Raw genomic sequence first — 17,486 nt, 5'->3', positions numbered from 1 at the left:
TTCATCGAGGGCTGTATACGAGCACCAAAGGCTTGATTCATGCCGATGTGAACGGCGCCGCCAACATTATGCGTAAAGTATTCCCAAACGTATCCGGCAAAGGAACCGATGGGATAGAGGGGTTGGGTGGTAACCAGACCATCAATGTGTCAACTCCACTGGTGTTAAGCATCCTGAAATAAGTAAGGATGATACATCAGAAACCCCCACTTCATCCGAAGCGTCTGCATCGGTAAGTGGTGGGAGTATTCATTAAAATAAACGAAATAATGATATAATTCTACAAAAAATTGTGGAGGGTTTTCGTTTTGCAAAAGTTAGTTTTTTTCGTAGGCGTAGCAGGCACAGGCAAGACCACTGTAGCTAGAAAACTGTCGGATCGCATTCCGGCGGCGTTTCTTGACCGCGACACCATCGGGGGCAGATTCGTAGAGGCTATTCTAGAGCTGCAAGGCTTTGACAAGAGAGATCGCGATTCGGATTTTTACAAAAAACATTTGCGCGATACGATACGGCAAAGGACGTATGCATTGAGAACCTGGCGGCAGGCCAGAACGTATTCATGATCTCCCCTTTTACGGCAGAGCTGAAGAACAAGCAATGGATCGAGGAGGTAATCGCAGCGGCTGGTTTAACCAAGCGGGACGTGGATGTTAAAGTAGTCGTAGTGACGCTTCAGGATATGGAGCTTCAGAAGGACCGTATCATCGGTCGCAAGACAGAACGCGATCAATGGAAGCTGGACAACTGGGGCGACTTTAAGAAGCGCATTGCATTCGTGCCGCAAATTAATTGGGATATTCCGGCTTCATCCATCCTTATATTCGACAACAGCGGTGAGCTGACCGAGCAGAAATCGGAGCAGCTTTATCAATTCGTCAACGATAAGGTGCCTACCCTATCGGCGTAATGTCGTCAGGAAATATATAGTTAAGAAGGGGCTAAAAGGCTCTTGTTAAGACGAAAAACCTCCTTCGGATCGTATCCGTTGAAGGAGGTTTACATAGCAATATAGGTATTGTTGTTGGAAAATATGAAATGGCGTCCCGGAAGAGATTCGAACTCCCGACCGACGCCTTAGAAGGGCGTTGCTCTATCCAGCTGAGCTACCGGGACACAAGTAAGAATATACCACAACAGATTATTTATTTGCAAGTTAAATTTAGAATAACGCTTAAATAAAAATAAAAACCGGTGGAAAAACCGTCGGAATGACGCATTTGTTTTTTCTTTTGTCCATACATGGTATAATCGTACGCGAGATTATACATTTGAACAATGGCGTGACCATAAGGCGGTGTTACCATAACGACTCCCAATGACACACAAGGCGACAACAAAGATAACGTATATTTGTTCCCTAGCATGCTGGACCATTACCAGATCCAGCTCACTCGTATGCTGGAATCGGAGCAATACGGGGAGGCCAAAGAGCTGCTGCGCTTCTTGCTGCAGTGCCAGGGAGAGGATGCGCGCCATTATGAGGAATGGGACAGCCTTCTGACATGGCTCGACATGGCATTTCCCGAGGATGGGCAAGGCGAAGAGGAGATGGGTTTTCGGAGCGCGGAGCGAGAAAATGATGAGGACGAAGCATCGCTGCGCGAGCAGATATTAAATCCGCCTGACCAGGATGATGCTTATGTGAATCAAGTTCTCTATATCATGCAGCATCATCCGATGATCGACCAGCAAATTCTTGCACTGGAACGCGCAGCCTACATACAAGCGGCGGGTATCGGCGATGCGATAAAAAATTGGCTTTTGACCGCGCAGGTTCATCCGGTTGTGCAATTTAAAGCGCTTCAATGCTTGCGTAAGAGAGGCGTCTCTGGCATACTTGCTCTCGAGAGGCTTGGAGAGACGGTGGAGCTTGAGCTTTCAGATACTCCGCTATCGATGGATGATTTTCCGCCGCCTGTTAATCGTATCCTGGAGCGGACAGAGAAGGCAGCGGAAGTAGACGATCCTACATTGCCGCATTTTGTCAGAGAGCTCTGGAAAGAAAGCCTCCAGTTTCTGTATGGGACGGCTGCTTATCAGTGGATGCTCAGGGATGATGAAGGAACGGTTGATTGCTTTGCCGCTGCGCTGCATTTGACGCTGCTCCTCACGGTGTACGGATCGGCTAACGATGACGACGTTCGCGATACATATGGGATTTCCGAAGCGCTAAGATTCAGGTACGAACAAGCCTGCAGGGCGCTCAGACAAGTATCCGTATTACAGCAATCAGGGGATGATGAACCCCAGTCTTGAAAAGGTTGTCTATCTTGTTTATAATAGAATGGTTTATGGAACGTGAAAACTAGTGATGCATGAGCATTTTCGGAGGGGAAGGCATAAAATGAAAGCAACTTGGGAAAAAATAGACAAGAACATCGTGTCGATCGACGTGGAGGTAGAAGCGGAGAAAGTCGCAGGTGCTCTTGATCAAGCGTTTAAGAAAGTCGTTCAAAAAGTGAACGTACCCGGATTTCGTAAAGGTAAAGTACCGCGCGGTATTTTCGAATCCCGTTTTGGAATCGAGAGCCTGTACCAGGATGCCATTGACATTCTGTTGCCGGATGCTTATTCCAATGCAGTAAGAGAAAGCAGTCTTGAGCCGGTTGACCGTCCGGAAATTGATGTTGAGCAATTCGCAAAAGGTCAAACCTTCAAGTTCAAGGCAAAAGTTATCGTTAAGCCTGAAGTAACTCTTGGCGAATACAAAGGTTTGGAAGTTGAAGCCGTTACATCTGAAGTAACGGAAGAGGAAGTAGCAGCTGAGCTGGAGCGCTTGCAGCAACGCCATGCCGAGCTTACGGTTGTTGAAGAAGGCGCTGCTGAGAACGGCGACATGACGGTAATTGATTTCGACGGTTATGTTGACGGAGAGCAGTTCGAAGGCGGCGCAAGCGAGCGTTATTCGCTTGAGCTTGGTTCCAATTCCTTCATCCCTGGCTTCGAGGATCAAGTAGTCGGTATGCAAATTGGCGATTTCAAGGACGTTGAAGTAACGTTCCCGGAGAGCTATCACGCAGAGCACTTGGCTGGCAAGCCTGCCGTATTCAAAGTGAAATTGCATGAAATCAAACGGAAAAACCTTCCTGCGCTCGACGACGAGTTCGCGAAAGACGTTAGCGAGTTCGATACGCTTGAAGAGTACAAGCAGGATCTCGTTACGAAGCTGAAAGAACGCAAAAACAAGGAAAGCGAGCAAGCTCGCGAGTCTGCGGTTGTTGAGAAAGCTACAACTGCGGCAGAAGTGGAAATTCCTGAGCCGATGATCGTTTCCGAAACGGATTACATGATCCGTGATTTCGAGAATCGCCTCAAAATGCAAGGCATGAACATGGAGTTGTACTTCCAGTTCTCCGGTCAAAACGAATCCGTTCTTCGCGAGCAAATGCGCGGAGATGCAGAGAAACGCGTTCGCAATAACCTCGTGCTTGACGCAATCGCTAAAGCAGAGGGAATTACAGCTACGGAAGAAGATGTGGCAGCTGAGCTTGAAACGCTATCCAAATCGTACAACCGTCCTGCAGAAGAGCTTCGTGAAATTTTCGCGAAAAATGGCAACCTGGGCAGCCTGCAAGAAGATATCGGGCTTCGCAAAACAATCAAGTTCTTGCTAGACAGCAGCAAAACGGTTTAATTACCCACATAACTGAAATTAAATAAAAGGTTTTTATCCAGGATAAGGCACGTCATTGATACGTGCCTTATTTTGACCTTACATATGGAAATGTGCTTGAACCGGAGACGAATCTCCGTACATATCGAACGGCCGTCGCCGTATAATGTATTATTGGAAAAATGACATCACTACGACGACGTGTTACAATAAGTAAGTATCCAAAGTCATAAATGAAAAGAGGTTGGTCGCATGAATCTAGTACCGATCGTAGTCGAACAAACAAACCGTGGGGAACGTTCTTACGATATTTACTCCCGCTTGCTGAAGGACCGTATTATCTTCTTAGGGAGTGCAATTGATGATGATGTAGCAAACTCCATCATTGCTCAGCTGCTGTTTCTGGCGGCCGACGATCCTGAGAAGGACATCCATCTGTACATTAACTCTCCCGGCGGCTCCGTAACTGCGGGAATGGGTATTTTTGATACGATGCAATATATTAAGCCTGAGGTGTCCACGATTTGCATGGGCATGGCAGCAAGCATGGGCTCTTTGCTACTGACAGCAGGAGCGAAGGGCAAACGGTTCGCCCTTCCTAATGCGGAGGTAATGATACATCAGCCGCTCGGCGGCGTACGCGGGCAAGCGACAGACATCAAGATCCATGCGGACTGGATTTTGAAAACGAAACAAAAGCTGAATCAAATTTATGTGGATCGCACCGGACAGCCTTATGACAAAATCGACCGCGATACCGACCGTGACTATTTTATGAGCGCGGAAGAGGCTCTTACCTACGGTCTGATTGACAAGGTGATAACAGGACCGGTATCGACGATTTAATCGAAGGGGTGATTACATGTTTAAATTCAACGACGAAAAAGGCCAGTTGAAATGTTCGTTCTGCGGCAAATCGCAGGATCAGGTTCGTAAACTAGTTGCCGGTCCAGGCGTATATATATGCGATGAGTGTATTGAGCTATGTACGGAAATAGTTGAGGAGGAGCTCGGTAACGAGGAAGAGCTCGATCTGAAGGACATTCCGAAGCCGAAGGATATTCGCGCGATATTGGATTCCTATGTTATCGGACAGGAATTCGCCAAAAAATCATTGTCCGTAGCGGTTTATAACCACTATAAGCGGATTAATTCCGGAAGCAAAATCGAGGACGTTGAACTGCAGAAGAGCAATATATTGCTGTTAGGTCCAACGGGCTCGGGTAAAACATTGCTGGCACAGACGATGGCGAAAATTTTGAACGTGCCGTTTGCGATTGCGGATGCAACATCGCTTACGGAAGCAGGCTACGTAGGTGAGGACGTTGAGAACATTTTGCTCAAGCTCATTCAAGCAGCCGACTACGATGTAGAGAAGGCTGAGCGCGGCATTATCTACATTGACGAGATTGATAAAGTAGCACGCAAATCGGAAAATCCTTCAATCACGCGCGATGTATCAGGCGAAGGCGTTCAACAAGCGCTTTTGAAAATATTGGAGGGCACGGTTGCTTCCGTTCCGCCGCAGGGTGGACGCAAGCATCCGCACCAAGAGTTCATTCAAATCGATACGACGAACATTTTGTTCATTTGCGGCGGCGCGTTCGACGGGCTTGAGTCCTTGATCAAACGCCGTATCGGCAAGAAGGTTATCGGTTTCAACTCCTCGGGGGAATTGCAGAAGGATTTGAAACCAGGCGAATATTTAACGATGGTATTGCCTGAGGATCTGCTCAAATTCGGATTGATTCCCGAGTTTGTCGGACGTTTGCCGGTCATTTCAACTTTGGAGCCGCTTGACGAGCCAGCGCTCGTCCGGATTTTGTCCGAGCCGAAAAACGCGCTTGTAAAACAGTACCAGAAGCTGCTTGAGATGGATAATGTGAAACTCGATTTCGAACCTGCCGCACTCGACGCCATTGCGAAGGAAGCGATCAAGCGCAACACTGGCGCCCGCGGCTTACGGGCAATAATCGAAGGCATCATGCTAGAGGTCATGTATGAAGTGCCGTCACGCGATGACGTCAGCACTTGTCTCATTACGGAGCAATCCGTAAAGGACAAAATCATGCCTGAGCTTGCTACCAAGAAGGGCAAGAAGAAAGAAGAGAGCGCCTAACCATTATTACTACCGTCATAGACTCCACCCTTCCTTGCGGTCGTACCGCCAGTCAAGGGTGGACTTTGACGTTCATGGGAGAGATTAGCTAATGTATTTACGTCAAGATACGGTAGCGGTTAAAGTCGGCGATCTTACGATTGGCGGCAGCAACGAAGTTGTAATTCAAAGCATGTGCACGACCAAGACGGCAGATGTGGAAGCGACGGTCGCGGAAATATTACGCCTCGAGGAAGCCGGCTGTCAAATCGTGCGCGTAACCGTCAATAACAAGGAAGCAGCAGAAGCGATCAAGGAAATTAAGAAGCGCATTCATATTCCGCTTGTCGCGGACATTCATTTTGATTATCGATTGGCACTTATGGCCATTGAGAACGGTGTGGACAAGGTACGCATAAACCCGGGCAATATCGGCCGCCGCGAGCGTATCGAAGCGGTTGTTAAAGCGTGTAAGGACAAAGGGATTCCGATCCGGATCGGCGTTAACGCCGGCTCGCTCGAAAATCATTTGCTGGAGAAGTACGGATATCCGACCCCGGAAGCGATGGTGGAAAGCGCTCTGTTCCATATCGGCATCTTGGAAGAGCTCGATTTCCACGATATTATCGTGTCGCTTAAGGCATCCGATGTACCGATGGCTATCGCCGCTTACAGCATGGCAGCCGAGCAGATCAAGTATCCGCTCCATCTGGGCATAACGGAAGCAGGCACGCTGCATACAGGCACAATAAAGAGCTCGGCGGGTATCGGTGCGCTGCTTGCGCTCGGTATCGGTAACACGGTCCGTATTAGCCTAAGCGCTGATCCGGTTGAAGAGGTTAAGGTAGCGCGTGAGCTGCTGAAAACGTTCGGACTGATTACGAATGCGGCAACGCTCGTATCATGTCCAACCTGCGGACGCCTAGATATCGATCTGTTCTCCATCGCTAATGAGGTGGAGGATTATATCGCGAAGATCAAGGTTCCGATTAAAGTGTCGGTGCTTGGCTGCGCGGTGAACGGCCCCGGCGAGGCGCGCGAGGCTGATATCGGCATTGCAGGCGCCCGCGGTGAGGGCATGCTGTTCCGTTACGGGGAAATGATCCGGAAAGTGCCCGAAGCGGAGCTGCTGAATGAGCTCAAGAAAGAAATCGATGAAATCGTACGAGTGTTTGAGGAGACGGGCGAGATTCCCGGCCGCAAGCATCATGCTCCAGCATAACGGCATCCTATATATCGAGAGGCTTACCTTCGTCCGAATGAGATGACAGGAAGCCTCTTTTTTTATGCGCGATGACTGTGTTTATAGACTAGGGAATCGCATATGCTCGGAAAAAAAATGTGGATGCGGTTATTCCTACTTCCAAGGGGTAATACTACCAATTATGTAGTTTGTTCGTGAGCTGCGCCGTCACAGATAATACGACGTCAGCCGTTTACGCTTGAGAGGAGCGGAGGAAAAATGAGTTTAAGTGTAGTGTTAATGTTGATCCAAGTGTTTTTTGCTGTTGTTATCGGCCTGTATTTCTGGAATTTATTGCGCAATCAGAAGACGAACCGCTCTGCGGTTGACCGGGAGTCGCGCAAAGAGATGGATAAGCTTCGAAAGCTCCGAAGCGTATCGCTTACGAAGCCGCTCGCGGAGAAGACAAGGCCGCAAGCGATGCAGGACATCATCGGTCAGCGCGACGGGCTTCGTGCCTTAAAGGCTGCGCTGTGTAGCGCAAATCCGCAGCATGTCATTATTTACGGTCCGCCTGGCGTAGGGAAGACGGCCGCGGCGCGCGTCGTGCTGGAGGAGGCGAAGAAAAACCCGTCCTCACCGTTTCTGCCGGAGGCAAAGTTTACGGAAATCGATGCGACGACTGCCAGGTTCGATGAGCGCGGTATCGCCGATCCGTTAATCGGCTCCGTTCATGACCCTATTTATCAGGGGGCAGGGGCGATGGGCGTTGCGGGTATTCCGCAGCCGAAGCCGGGTGCTGTAACGAAAGCGCATGGCGGGATTTTGTTTATCGACGAAATTGGTGAATTGCATCCGGTGCAAATGAATAAGTTGTTAAAGGTGCTGGAAGACCGCAAGGTATTTCTGGAGAGTGCTTATTATAATTCGGAGGATGCGAATATACCAGTCTATATTCATGATATTTTTCAAAATGGCTTGCCGGCCGATTTCCGCCTTGTCGGGGCGACGACGCGATCGCCGCAGGAAATTCCGCCTGCTATCCGTTCCCGGTGCATGGAGGTATTCTTCCGCCCGCTGCTTGCTGGGGAAATTGGACTCGTAGCGGAAAATGCCGTCAAGAAGATAGGCTTCGGCCCTTGCCCCGAAGCGATCGAAGTGATCAAAAGGTATGCGACAAATGGCCGCGAGGCCGTCAATGTCGTACAGCTGGCAGCTGGCGTCGCGTTGTCGGAGAAACGTGACAACATCTCCGCCGGCGATATAGAATGGGTCGTAAACAGCAGTCAAATTCCGCCTCGGCCCGATCGCAAGGTGCCTGAGGCGCCTCAGATCGGCTTCGTGAACGGTCTTGCCGTATACGGACCTAATATGGGAACGCTGCTTGAGATCGAGGTTAGCGCTATTCCGGCCTCGCCTAGTATGGGGAATTTTACGATTACCGGCGTCGTGGATGAAGAAGAGCTCGGAGGTGGGTCGCGTACGCTGAGACGCAAGAGCATGGCGAAGGGCTCGGTAGAAAACGTGCTTACCGTGTTGCGCCGCATTGGCCTCAATCCGCAGGATTTCGATTTGCACATTAACTTCCCTGGAGGAACGCCGATTGATGGTCCTTCCGCTGGCATAGCAATGGCCACGGCGATTACATCCGCCATTAAAGGTATTCCGATTGACAACAGACTGGCCATGACCGGAGAGGTCGGCATCCATGGGAACGTGAAGCCCGTTGGCGGCGTATTAGCTAAGGTGGAAGCCGCATTTCAGGCCGGCGCTAAGCAGGTTATCATTCCAAGGGAGAACTGGCAGGCCGTATTCGCTGAGCTGGAGGGACTTAAGGTGATACCGGTTGAACGGGTGGAAGAAGTATTCAATCATGTGTTTCCTGATGCTTCTGTCGTACCTGCGCAGGCGGATGCACCAGTTGGAACGGAATTATTTATTTCGCCAAGCGTTAGCTATTTGCAGGCTGATTCCGTAGAATGATAAAATAAGGCAGACGTTAACAATTGGAGGTGCTGGTGTGGGACCTAATAAAACGAAAGGTCGTCGGCTGCCCTTGCTTCCGCTAAGAGGGCTACTCGTTTATCCCAGCATGGTGCTCCACCTTGATGTGGGTAGGGACAAATCGGTGCGAGCGTTAGAACGCTCGATGGTCGAAGATCATATGATATTGCTTTGTTCACAATCTGAAGTGAACATTGAGGAGCCGACGGAGGAAGACATATATAAGGTCGGAACCGTTGCAAAAGTACGGCAAATGCTTAAGCTGCCGAACGGTACGATTCGGGTGCTGGTAGAGGGCGTCGTTCGCGCAGAGATTTTGGACTATTTGCCGAACGACGAATTTTATGAGGTTTTGGTTAAAGAGCTGCCGGAGCAGGAAACGGATGATCCTGAGGTGGATGCGCTGATGCGCTCCGTCCTGAACCAGTTCGAGCACTATATCTCGTTATCGAAGAAGGTGACGCCGGAGACGCATGCGGCGGTGTCGGACATCGACGATCCGGGCAGGCTTGCCGACGTCATTACAAGTCATCTTTCGCTCAAAATCAAGGATAAGCAGGATATACTTGAAACGATCGATGTCGGAGAGCGGCTGGAGAAGCTGCTCGATATACTGAACAACGAGCGGGAGGTGCTTGAACTCGAACGCAAAATAAACCAGCGCGTCAAAAAGCAAATGGAAAAGACGCAGAAGGAATATTATTTGCGGGAGCAGATGAAAGCGATCCAAAAGGAGCTCGGCGAGAAGGAGGGGCGTGCCGGAGAGGTCGAGGAACTGAGAAGTCAGCTTGCCGAAACGGGCGTTCCCGAGCAGGTAAAGGAAAAGATCGAGAAGGAAATCGACCGTCTTGAGAAGATGCCGTCTACTTCTGCGGAAGGCGGAGTCATTCGGAATTATATCGATTGGCTGCTGTCGCTGCCGTGGAATAAACAGACGGATGACGACCTTAGCATTAACAAGGCAGAAGCGATTCTTAATGAGGATCACTATGGTCTGGAAAAGCCGAAGGAGCGGGTGCTTGAGTATTTGGCCGTACAGCAGCTTGTGAAACAGCTTAAAGGACCGATCCTTTGCTTGGTCGGACCTCCCGGGGTGGGCAAGACGTCGCTCGCACGATCCATAGCGAAGTCGCTCGGACGGAAGTTTGTCCGGATATCGCTTGGAGGCGTTCGCGACGAAGCGGAAATTCGCGGTCACAGACGCACTTATGTTGGCGCAATGCCGGGCAGAATCATCCAAGGGATGAAGACGGCCGGATCGTTAAATCCGGTGTTTCTGCTTGACGAGATTGACAAAATGGCGATGGACTTCCGCGGAGATCCGGCTTCAGCCCTCTTAGAAGTACTTGATCCGGAGCAAAATAACACGTTCAGCGATCATTTTGTTGAGGTCCCGTTTAACTTGTCGAACGTGATGTTTGTAACGACCGCAAACGCGATGCATAACATTCCGCGTCCGCTGCTTGACCGGATGGAGGTGCTCTATATTCCCGGTTACACCGAGCTCGAGAAGCTGCAAATCGGCATGCGTTATTTGCTGCCGAAGCAGAAGAAGGAGCACGGCCTGACCGAAGAGCAGCTCATCATGTCGGAAGAGGTGCTGCTGCAGCTCATCCGTGAATACACGCGCGAATCCGGCGTACGTAATTTAGAGCAGCAAATAGCGGCTGTATGCAGAAAAGCGGCTAAACATTTCGTATCGCAAGAGCAAACGGAATCGCCAGAGCCGCTCGAGGTTGATTATGAGCAGCTGAAGGAATGGTTAGGACCCGCGAAGTTCCGGTATGGCCTGGCGGAAAGCGAGAACCAGGTTGGAGCCGTTACCGGCCTTGCGTGGACGGAGGTTGGCGGCGACACGCTTGTCATTGAGGTGACGGTTATGCCGGGCAGTGGTAAACTGACCTTAACCGGCAAGCTCGGAGACGTCATGAAGGAGTCCGCACAGGCAGCCTTCAGCTATACGCGCTCCAAAGCGATTGAGTTGGGGATCGATCCAAGCTTCCATGAGAAAAACGATATTCACATTCATATTCCGGAAGGGGCCATTCCTAAGGATGGACCGTCAGCGGGCATTACCATTGCAACAGCTCTTATTTCGGCTCTTACTAACCGTTATGTATCCAAGGAAGTTGCGATGACAGGAGAAATAACGCTTAGAGGCCGCGTCCTTCCGATTGGCGGTTTGAAGGAGAAATCGTTGGCCGCGCATCGCGCAGGCATACGTAAGGTGCTGTTGCCGAAGGAAAATGAACGGGATTTAAGGGATATCCCCGACAGCGTAAGCAATGATATGCAATTTATTCCGGTTAGTCATATGGATGAAGTGCTGCGGCATGCGCTGCTTCCGGTTCAAACGGAGAAGAAGGCAGGTACACCTATTTTATGAAGATTACACAAGCACAGTTTATCATCAGTGCAGTACAGCCCCATCAATACCCTGAAGACGCCTTGCCAGAGATTGCTCTGGCAGGGCGTTCGAATGTCGGGAAATCATCCTTGATTAATAAATTGATTTTACGCAAAAACTTAGCCAGAACGAGCTCTCAGCCGGGCAAGACGCAGCAGCTCAATTATTACCGCGTTAATGATTTAATTTACTTGGTCGACTTTCCGGGCTACGGCTATGCGAAGGTGTCGAAGACGCAGCGCGAGCAATTTGGCGAAATGATCGAAAGGTACATTCGTGACCGGGAGCCGCTGAAGCTTCAACTGCTGGTCATCGATATCCGTCACGAGCCGTCGAAGCTGGACCAGCAAATGTACAAGTGGCTGAAGCATTATGAAATTCCAACGTGCATCGTCGCTACGAAGGCTGATAAGATTCCGAAATCGAAATGGGACAAGCATATTAAGATGATCAAAAAGACACTGGAAGCCGATCCGCGCGATTCAGTCGTCTTATTTTCGTCGGAATCGGGACTCGGCCGCGAGCAGCTTTGGGATGTCATTTCGGAAGCGATTGCTACATGAGGTAGCAAGTGCAGCATGTTCTTATATAAAGCAGAGGATACAGTGAAAAAGTCGGCATTCCTCGTGAAATCCACCGTTTTTTTGTGGAATATGCGGGAATATCGAGGCTGGACGGCAGGAATAAAAGCTTTCGATCACGTATAATATACTTAAGACCAAACCGTGCAAGTTTAAAGAATTGAGGAGATTTTTATGGCTAAGCGGCTAGCCACAGAGTATGTAAATGCCAAACTGCAATTGACGAATGAAGAGATGGCTAAGTTTATCCGGTTGTTTGAAGAGCAGCAAATCCGCCAAGAGGTGCTTGTACTCGACAATGGAAACCATGAGCTTGTTCTCGAAGACGTGGCAGGGAGGGAAGAAGTCCGACTGACCTTTGAACGTCAACAAGACTATTATGTATGCGTACTTTCTTGCCGGCTTGTTGGGTCAAGGCTGACCAATGCCATGCGCAAAGCAGTATCTGCTTTCCGCGGCAATGCGATCGTCAACCGAATCTACAGTCATTATACGATGATCTATCATTATATGAACGGTTCCGTTCTGAAAATTGTTGAAAGCTCCAAATCAGGTGACCGCATCGTGTTCGAGTTCAAGGATACGTTAGGTCAGCTTGAGCGTGTATTCCGCAGCCGTCTGATAGAGCGTGAAATCGGCTTAATCAACAGCGCAGTAAATGAACTGCTGGATCTTCGCAATCAAACCGAGGATGCTGTTGAAATCGGCAGGATCGATGAACGCTTGACCGAATTGACCCGTAAGCTGTTTGTTCTTGAAGCCTAATAAAATCATAAATCGAAATGGGGAGCCGCTGCTGCGGCTTCCCTTTTTTAGTCCGCGGGATGCCAAAAATAATATGGCGGGATGATTGTTTGCCGAGTTACAAGATAAGCTTATGCGTCATACATTAAAAACGGGAATGGCGAGAGAATGCCAAATCGATCCTTCTCAAAAAAAACTATTGCATTTCTCGTCGATAGATGTTATTTTTATTCTCGTTGAAAACATTGTTGATGAAAATAATAGGAACCAGGATTCACTCAGGACATAGTTATGTTGCGAGAGATAAAACCCTCGAGAAGTGAATGACGTAGGTCCTAGCGGATGAAATTTTTCAAACATTTTATTCCTAGGAAGGGGGAACCGAAAGATGGAATACTCAACTTTCGGAAGACACGTTGCTGTTGATACTTGGGGTGTAGACTTTGATCTACTGAACAGCGCTGAATTTTTGCAATCACATATGGTAGAGGCTGCTGAAGCTTGTGGTGCTACTGTATTGTCAGTTCAAGCGAAACAATTCGATCCTCAAGGAGCAACTGTACTCGTGTTGCTGTCGGAGAGTCACCTCTCGATTCATACGTATCCTGAGAGAGGCTTTGCCGCACTGGACTGTTACACCTGCGGTGAAACTGTTGATCCTCAGCTTGCAATCGATTATATGCTAGCTGTATTGAAGCCAAAAGCGACTTATGCGAAGAAGCTTGTACGCGGCATGGGCGAACTGCAAGTGGAAGAACCGAAAATGAAACAAACCGAGCTCGTTTAAGAGCTTTAAATTAATCAGTCAAAGTGAAATAACCATGGATTTCATCCATGGTTATTTCTTTGCATGAATAGGGAATAATGAGTCTGTATTTTTCAAATATTATTCATAAATGAACATTATCTGAATGTCGAACTATGCTATAATAGTCGCAGACAACAAGGTTTGTACGGACTAGAGAAGGAGGCAGGTGACCGCGCATGCACATTATCGCAGTAGGACTGAATTACCGAACGGCTCCCGTAGAAGTCAGAGAACAATTTGCGTTCGCAGAACGGGATTTGCCGGATGCGCTGAGACAGCTCATTCAGACACAAAGTATAATGGAATGTGTCATAGTAGCGACCTGCAACCGGACGGAGCTTTACGCGGTAGTAGACAGACATCATTTATGCGGACACTACATTCGCAGCTTTATGGAGAAGTGGTTTAAGCTGCCTAGACAGCAATTTACGAATCATTTATATATGTACGAGGATGACAAGGCCATCGATCATTTGTTTCGGGTAACAAGCGGACTTGATTCTATGGTCATTGGGGAAACGCAAATTTTAGGTCAAGTGAAAAATGCTTTTCTCCTCGCTCAACAGCAGAAGACGACAGGCACCCTGTTCAACATGCTGTTTAAGCAGGGCTTGACGATGGCCAAGCGCGCTCATACCGAGACGACGATTGGCGAGTCGGCAGTTTCCGTCAGCTACGCGGCGGTCGAGCTAGGCAAGCGAATCTTTGGGCAATTTAACAAGAAGACCGTTATGGTTATCGGCGCAGGAGAAACGAGCGAGCTGACAGCAAAGCATCTATATGCTAATGGCGCGGACCGGGTCATCGTCGTGAATCGCACCTATGAGCGGGCAGCGAAGCTTGCTGACAAGTTTAACGGGATAGCATGGTCGATGGAAGAAGCAGCCGAGAAGCTGCACGAGGCAGACATTATTATTAGCTCGACTGGTTCGGACGGATATGTGTTGACGCGTCAACAGGTTGCGGCAGCGATGCAGCGACGCAAAGCGAAGCCGTTGTTCATGATCGACATTGCGGTACCGCGTGATTTGGATCCTTCGATCGCTGCAGTGGATAATGTGTTTTTGTATGACATCGATGATCTGGAGGGCATTGTGGAGAGCAACCTAGAGCATCGCCGCCAGGAGGCTGCCAAAATCGAAGCCATGATCAGCGAAGAGATTGATCTATTTGAGCAATGGTACAAAACGCTTGGCGTCGTACCTCTCATTAGAGCGCTGCAAACGAAAGCGGCAGACGTTCATGAGGAAACGATGAAGAGCTTGACGAATAAATTGCCTGACCTTGAAGAGCACGAACTCAAGGTCATCCGTAAGTTAACAAAAAGTATAGTAAACCAAATGATGCAGGATCCGATTTTACGCATTAAAGAAATGGCCGGTGAAAAACGCGCTGACGAAGCTATGGACATGTTCGTTAAGCTGTTTGCACTCGAGGATGAGCTCGCAAAGACGCGTCAAGCGGAGCTTGATGCGGCAACAGAAGCTGTCGTTGCAGCAAAAAAGAAGAACGTTCAAACCCATGCAGCTTCGGTGGTATTAGCACCTATTACGAGATAGAGGGCCGCAATGTGGAGGAACTATGGTGACGCAAAACTGGTTATATGATGCGATACTTTATATTTACGCCCTGAGCCTGCTGTTTTATTTCTCCGACTTCATGAACGCGAGTCGGCGAGCGAAACGGATGGGTACAGGGCTGCTTATTTTTGTTTGGGTTTTGCAGACCGGCTATTTAGTGATACGCATGGTTTCTCATTTGCAGATGACGACGGTTACGCCGTTCGAGTATTGGTTAGGGTTCTCCTGGCTGCTCGTCACGATATCGCTTGTTATCAGTCGATTTATCCAAATTAATTTTATTGTCTTCTTTGTCAATGTGATCGGTTTTGCCGTGTTGGCGTTAAATTTATACAGCAATCCAGGCGACGGTGAGTCTTTGGCTGTGTGGGACACGACCAGAGAGCTCTTATACATACATATCAGTCTGGTTTTATGCGCATATGCCGCGTTGACCATAGGAGCGCTATTCGCAGGCATGTACTTGGTTTTGCATAATCAATTGAAACGGAAGCGCTGGTCAAGCTTTGTGCGCAGATTGCCCAGCCTTGACCTGATCGAGCGTTATGGGGATCGGGCCGTCATTATCGGCGTTCCGCTGCTTGCCATGTCGCTCGCAATTGCCGTCACCTCCCTGCTTGTCGAAGGCAGAACGGCGCTTCTGCTTGATTGGAAGGTGCTTTCTTCTTTTGCTACTTTGATTATGTATATTATTTATGTGTATCAGAGAGCGATGCTGAGGCGTCCGGGTTTGCAGCTTGCCCGGCTTTATATGTTTGCTTTCGGAATGCTGATTTTAAATTTATTGTCTAATTACTTTTCATCCTTTCACTAGTTCGGACAAAGCCAGGTTTGGGGGCAAAATGAATGAATGGTTTTTATCCGATTATTCTTCAGCTTCGCGGCAAGCGTTGTGTCGTAATCGGCGGAGGGGCTGTCGCAGAGCGTAAGATGCTGGGCCTACTGGATGCAGGCGCAGATCATGTTATCGTGATTAGTCCTGCGGTGACGCCGAGAATCGAACAGTTGTCGGCTGCGGGCGTCATCCTTCTCGAACGCCGAGATTACGAGGAAGACGATGTCCGGGGAGCGTGGCTTATTTTCGCGGCAACGAGCGACAAGGCTGTTAATGCAGCGATCGCGGCTGCCGGCGAGAGGCTTGACATCTTGGTTAATGCAGCCGATGAATCAAGCCGGAGCTCGTTTATTACGCCTTCCGTCGTACGCAGGGGAGATTTGCTGCTTGCCGTTACAGCCTCCGGAGCTAGCCCGGCGCTGTCGCAGCAGATAAAGACGGAGCTGGAGGAGCGGTATGGTTCCTGTTATGAAGAAATAACCGCAAGGCTGCGCCGCTTACGTGAGCGTGCAATCAGCCGCGTACTCGATGAACGGGATAGACAGATCGTATTAAGGCTTGCGGCCGAAGAGGCTGTTCAGCTAACTGGAAAAAACTTCGACGTCGATGAATGGCTGCAAAGCCTGCTTCATCGGATAGACAGGGGGCATGCATAGTGGCAGCAGCAACTAAGGGACAACGGGTAATCGTAGTGGGAACAAGACAAAGCTCGCTTGCATTAACGCAGACGGGACAAGTGATCGATGAATTGAAGCGAATAAGCGAGAAGCATGGATTTGATTATACCTTTGAGATCAAAAAAATAGTGACGAAAGGTGACCGCATACTCGATGTTACTCTGTCCAAGGTTGGCGGGAAAGGCTTGTTCGTAAAGGAAATCGAGCAAGCGCTGGCTGATGGCGTTATCGATTTGGCCGTCCACAGCATGAAGGATATGCCGTATGAGCTCCCTGAAGGGCTAATGAATGGCGCTACTCCTAAAAGAGTCGACCCAAGAGATTGTTTAGTGATGCGAGAAGGCAGCGGTTTGGCTGATTTGCCTGTCGGCGCGCGCGTTGGAACGAGCAGTCTGCGTCGCTCCTCCCAGTTGAAGCACGAAAGACCGGACCTTCAGCTGGAATCGATCCGCGGCAACATCGATTCCCGTATTCGCAAGCTGGAGACGGAAGGATTCGATGCGATTGTGTTAGCTTCCGCTGGCATGACCCGAATGGGCTGGACGGACCGGATATCGGCTTATTTACCGGTAGAAATCTGTTTGCCTGCCGTAGGACAAGGCGCGCTGGGCATTGAATGCAGAGAGAACGATGAGCAGGTTCGGGAGCTGCTGGCCTTATTCAACGATAAGGAGACAGAGCTGGCCGTGCGGGCGGAAAGAAGCTTTCTCGGTGCTCTTAACGGGGGATGTCAGGTACCGATCGGCGCATATTGCGTTGTTGGCGAGGCGCATGGCAGTGATGGGGGAGAACGGCAGCTAGTGATGACGGGAATGGTCGGTTCGCCGGACGGTGCGACGCTGCTCAAGGAAGAAAGGCGCGGGACGGATCCCGAGCGGCTTGGGCTTGATGTTGCAGCCGCGCTGGTTGCGCGGGGTGCCGACCGCATTTTAGCGGAAATTGGGGGTTAACAA

The 17,486-nt window shown here is 49.5% G+C and carries 14 protein-coding genes, 1 tRNA gene and 2 pseudogenes; 16 read left to right on the top strand and 1 reads right to left on the bottom strand.

Translation table 11 applies throughout. The features are described 5' to 3' along the window. Both L1N85_RS02670 and L1N85_RS02665 read left to right on the top strand, forming a co-directional pair. A pseudogene (locus L1N85_RS02670) lies at positions 1–182 on the top strand (RNA-guided endonuclease InsQ/TnpB family protein); the annotation flags it as partial. Between the two features lie 126 nt (positions 183–308). Then, positions 309–910, top strand: a pseudogene (locus tag L1N85_RS02665) (AAA family ATPase). A 129-nt stretch (positions 911–1,039) separates the two neighbouring features. On the opposite strand, the gene L1N85_RS02660 reads toward L1N85_RS02665, so the two are convergent. Beyond that, positions 1,040–1,116 (bottom strand) — tRNA-Arg (locus L1N85_RS02660). A gap of 237 nt (positions 1,117–1,353) precedes the next feature. On the opposite strand from L1N85_RS02660, the gene L1N85_RS02655 reads away from it, so the two are divergent. From L1N85_RS02655 to hemC, 14 genes are all read left to right on the top strand, one after another. Further along, positions 1,354–2,259 carry a hypothetical protein gene (locus tag L1N85_RS02655; RefSeq protein ID WP_235234632.1) on the top strand — a complete coding sequence of 302 codons (906 nt, stop codon included), beginning with the start codon at positions 1,354–1,356 and terminating at the stop codon, positions 2,257–2,259. An 88-nt stretch (positions 2,260–2,347) separates the two neighbouring features. Continuing rightward, on the top strand, positions 2,348–3,637 hold the full coding sequence (gene tig / locus L1N85_RS02650) for a trigger factor (protein WP_235234631.1): 1,290 nt from the start codon (positions 2,348–2,350) through the stop codon (positions 3,635–3,637). Positions 3,638–3,868: 231 nt separating this feature from the next. Then, positions 3,869–4,462 carry an ATP-dependent Clp endopeptidase proteolytic subunit ClpP gene (clpP, locus tag L1N85_RS02645; protein WP_235234630.1) on the top strand — a complete coding sequence of 198 codons (594 nt, stop codon included), beginning with the start codon at positions 3,869–3,871 and terminating at the stop codon, positions 4,460–4,462. 16 nt (positions 4,463–4,478) lie between these two features. Next, positions 4,479–5,735, top strand: coding sequence for an ATP-dependent protease ATP-binding subunit ClpX (clpX, locus tag L1N85_RS02640; protein WP_235234629.1), 1,257 nt, complete (start codon positions 4,479–4,481; stop codon positions 5,733–5,735). A gap of 91 nt (positions 5,736–5,826) precedes the next feature. Further along, positions 5,827–6,936 carry a flavodoxin-dependent (E)-4-hydroxy-3-methylbut-2-enyl-diphosphate synthase gene (ispG, locus tag L1N85_RS02635; protein ID WP_235234628.1) on the top strand — a complete coding sequence of 370 codons (1,110 nt, stop codon included), beginning with the start codon at positions 5,827–5,829 and terminating at the stop codon, positions 6,934–6,936. 240 nt (positions 6,937–7,176) lie between these two features. Then, the gene (lonB, locus tag L1N85_RS02630) at positions 7,177–8,880 is read left to right on the top strand and encodes an ATP-dependent protease LonB (protein ID WP_235234627.1); all 1,704 of its coding nucleotides are present in this window, start codon (positions 7,177–7,179) and stop codon (positions 8,878–8,880) included. A gap of 37 nt (positions 8,881–8,917) precedes the next feature. Beyond that, positions 8,918–11,287, top strand: a complete 2,370-nt coding sequence (lon, locus tag L1N85_RS02625; RefSeq protein ID WP_235234626.1) for an endopeptidase La — start codon at positions 8,918–8,920, stop codon at positions 11,285–11,287. Beyond that, positions 11,284–11,871: a ribosome biogenesis GTP-binding protein YihA/YsxC gene (gene yihA / locus L1N85_RS02620; protein WP_235234625.1), complete on the top strand. Its 588-nt coding sequence runs from the start codon at positions 11,284–11,286 to the stop codon at positions 11,869–11,871. Before lon ends, yihA begins: the two co-directional genes overlap by 4 nt. A gap of 192 nt (positions 11,872–12,063) precedes the next feature. Next, positions 12,064–12,654, top strand: a complete 591-nt coding sequence (locus L1N85_RS02615; protein ID WP_235234624.1) for a non-ribosomal peptide synthetase module — start codon at positions 12,064–12,066, stop codon at positions 12,652–12,654. Positions 12,655–13,021: 367 nt separating this feature from the next. Further along, positions 13,022–13,420, top strand: coding sequence for an adenosylmethionine decarboxylase (speD, locus tag L1N85_RS02610; protein WP_054027216.1), 399 nt, complete (start codon positions 13,022–13,024; stop codon positions 13,418–13,420). 197 nt (positions 13,421–13,617) lie between these two features. After that, complete coding sequence (gene hemA, locus L1N85_RS02605) at positions 13,618–15,000, top strand: glutamyl-tRNA reductase (RefSeq protein ID WP_235234623.1); 1,383 nt, start codon at positions 13,618–13,620, stop codon at positions 14,998–15,000. 22 nt (positions 15,001–15,022) lie between these two features. Further along, positions 15,023–15,835, top strand: a complete 813-nt coding sequence (gene ccsA / locus L1N85_RS02600) for a cytochrome c biogenesis protein CcsA (RefSeq protein ID WP_235234622.1) — start codon at positions 15,023–15,025, stop codon at positions 15,833–15,835. Positions 15,836–15,867: 32 nt separating this feature from the next. Then, positions 15,868–16,512, top strand: coding sequence for a precorrin-2 dehydrogenase/sirohydrochlorin ferrochelatase family protein (locus L1N85_RS02595; protein ID WP_235234621.1), 645 nt, complete (start codon positions 15,868–15,870; stop codon positions 16,510–16,512). Then, entirely contained in the window at positions 16,512–17,483 is a 972-nt protein-coding gene (hemC, locus tag L1N85_RS02590; RefSeq protein ID WP_407946308.1) for a hydroxymethylbilane synthase, read from the top strand. The genes L1N85_RS02595 and hemC overlap by 1 nt, the downstream gene beginning before the upstream one ends. Positions 17,484–17,486: the final 3 nt, after the last annotated feature.

This window comes from Paenibacillus alkaliterrae (assembly GCF_021532375.1).
In the GTDB taxonomy this organism is placed as follows: Bacteria; Bacillota; Bacilli; order Paenibacillales; family Paenibacillaceae; genus Pristimantibacillus; species Pristimantibacillus alkaliterrae.
Note: the sequence above shows the minus strand (reverse complement) of the source record. Positions and strands in the feature narration are given on the sequence as shown.